Source organism: Paenibacillus sp. 598K (assembly GCF_003851045.1).
Lineage (GTDB): Bacteria > Bacillota > Bacilli > Paenibacillales > Paenibacillaceae > Paenibacillus_D.
This window is the reverse complement of record NZ_BFBX01000176.1, coordinates 35001-37563: the sequence shown is the minus strand read 5'-3', so window position 1 is coordinate 37563 and position 2563 is coordinate 35001. Positions and strand designations below refer to the sequence as shown.

At 62.1% G+C, this 2563-nt stretch carries 2 protein-coding genes; both read left to right on the top strand.

Translation table 11 applies throughout. The features are described 5' to 3' along the window. The coding region (locus tag PA598K_RS33770; RefSeq protein WP_148092031.1) for an NAD-dependent epimerase/dehydratase family protein at positions 1–471 on the top strand (471 nt) is incomplete at its 5' end. A gap of 55 nt (positions 472–526) precedes the next feature. Then, positions 527–2134: a UDP-glucose--hexose-1-phosphate uridylyltransferase gene (locus tag PA598K_RS33765; protein WP_128661129.1), complete on the top strand. Its 1608-nt coding sequence runs from the start codon at positions 527–529 to the stop codon at positions 2132–2134. The last annotated feature ends 429 nt before the right edge of the window (positions 2135–2563 follow it).

Genomic DNA, 2563 nt, shown 5'->3' with positions numbered 1-2563 from the left:
GGGGCGCATGAGAGCGGCAAGATCGGCGAGGACCATGCGCCGGAGACGCATCTGATCCCGATCGTCCTGCAAGCCGCGCTCGGCCAACGGCCGCATATCTCGGTGTTCGGCGACGACTACGATACGCCGGACGGCACGTGTATCCGCGATTATATCCATGTCAGCGATCTCGCCGACGCTCATGTGCTGGCCGTAGACAAGCTGCGGGAGGGAGCGGGCAGCGCGATCTACAACCTCGGTAACGGACAAGGCTTCTCGGTCAAGGAAGTGATCGACATCGCCCGCGAGGTGACCGGCGTCGACATCCAGGCGGTCATCGAAGCGCGCCGCGCCGGCGACCCGGCGACGCTCGTCGCTTCCTCCGAGCGCGCCCGCCGCGAGCTCGGCTGGAATCCGAAGCGCGACAAGCTCCATGACATCATCGCCAGCGCCTGGTCGTGGCATCAGTCGCACCCGAATGGCTACGTATAAACCGACAGTCGCTCCATCATCGCATCATGCGGGAGCGTAATAAGGAGTGGGCAATATGCATTCAAACACAGCATCGCAGACCGCTGTTGGCTCGCAAGAGACGTTGGCGCTGGTGCAACGCGCTATCGAGGAGCTTGTACAGTTTGGTCTTAGCAAGCGGCTGTTCGAGCCGCTCGATACGGTATTTACTCGCAATGCGCTGCTCGACTTGTTCGGCTTGCAGGAGCCGGGCGGCACGGTCGATGTCCCGCAGGCCCCGGACAGTCCGCTGGCGGCGCTTGACGTACTGCTCGCTTATGGCGAGCAGATCAAGCTGATCCCGGACGGCACGACGACCTGGCGCGATCTGCTCGATGCGCGCATCATGGGGCTGCTGCTCGGCCGTCCCTCGGCGGTAGCTGCGGACTTCCAGCGGCTGGCGAAGCACGAGGGCGTGCCGGCGGCGACAGACCGGTTTTACCAGCTCAATATTGACTCCAACTATATCCGGATGGATCGCATCCGCAATAATCTGTACTGGCAGTACGACTCGGAGAGCGGACGGCTGGAGATCACTGTTAATCTGTCCAAGCCGGAGAAGGACCCGCGCGAGATCGCGCTGCTGAAGTCGCTGCCGCAGAGCTCGTACCCGCTCTGTCTGCTCTGCCCGGAGAACGTCGGGTACGCCGGACGGCCCGACCATCCAGCCCGTCAGAATCTGCGGACGCTGCCGCTGCGGCTGAACGGCGAGGACTGGTTTTTCCAGTATTCGCCTTACGTCTATTACAATGAGCATTGCATCGTGTTCCGCAGCGAGCATCTGCCGATGTCGATCTCGCCGACGACGTTTGTCCGTCTACTTGACTTCGTCGAGCAGTTCCCGCATTACTTCGTCGGCTCCAACGCCGATCTGCCGATCGTCGGCGGCTCGATCCTCAGCCACGACCATTTCCAGGGGGGACGTCATACGTTCCCGATGGAGACGGCGCCTGGCGAGGCGACCTATCGCCATCTGTCTTATGACGGGGTGAGCGCTTCGATCGTCCGCTGGCCGATGTCGGTGGCGCGGCTGCGCAGCGCCAGCAAGCAGACGCTGCTGGCGGCAGCCGAGCAGATGCTGGCAGACTGGCGCGGTTACAGCGATCCGACGGCTGACGTGCTCGCGACGACCGAGCGGGACGGCGGGACGATCCCGCACAACACGATCACGCCGATCGCCCGGCTCAAGGACGATGGCAGCTACGAGCTCGACCTCGTACTCCGCAACAACCGGACGAACGAGGCGCATCCGGACGGCATCTTCCATCCGCATCAGGAGCTGCACCATATCAAGCGCGAGAATATCGGCCTCATCGAGGTGATGGGCCTGGCCGTGCTGCCCGGACGTCTCAAGGGCGAGCTGGATAAGTTGGCTGGCTATCTGTCCGGGACAGCGGGCGAGCCAGCCAGCCAGCTGCGAGAGGCCGAGCATCCGCTGGCGCATCATGCCGATTGGCTGGAGGAGTTGATCGCCAAGTACGGCACGGCGCTGACCGCCGAGGCGGCAGCGGAGGCGATCCGCGACGAGACAGGCGAGAAGTTCCACCGCGTGCTCGCCGATGCCGGCGTCTTCAAGATGACCGTCGCAGGCCGCGCCGCCTTCGACCGCTTCCTCACATCGACGGGCTGGCAGCATACGGAGTGAGGCGCTGACGTTGACGGGCTGACAACCTGCGGAGTGACGCGCTGACATTGACAGGCTGGCAGCCTGCGGAGTGAGGCGCTGACGTTGACAGGCTGGCCCGCCTGCGGAGTGACGTTGCGCATCGCACAGCGCAGGTTGATTGGGTAGTAGTGTAGGTGACGTGGCTGATGTACCTGACGTGTTTGATGTGACTGACGTAGCTGAAGTACTGCTGTGCTGGAAGTAACTGCCCTTAACTGATATAGCTTTGTGTTGTTCATGGTGACATAGCATGGGCTGGACGGAGGTCTAGCCTAACCTATTCGTAATAATAAGCGTCCTCTCTGGCATTTGCCTTTTGGAGAGGGCTCTTTTTCGTGCATTACACGCTGTCCCAACGACTTAAACGCGGCATCTATCCCGACCCGATCTGTGCGATAAATCGCACAA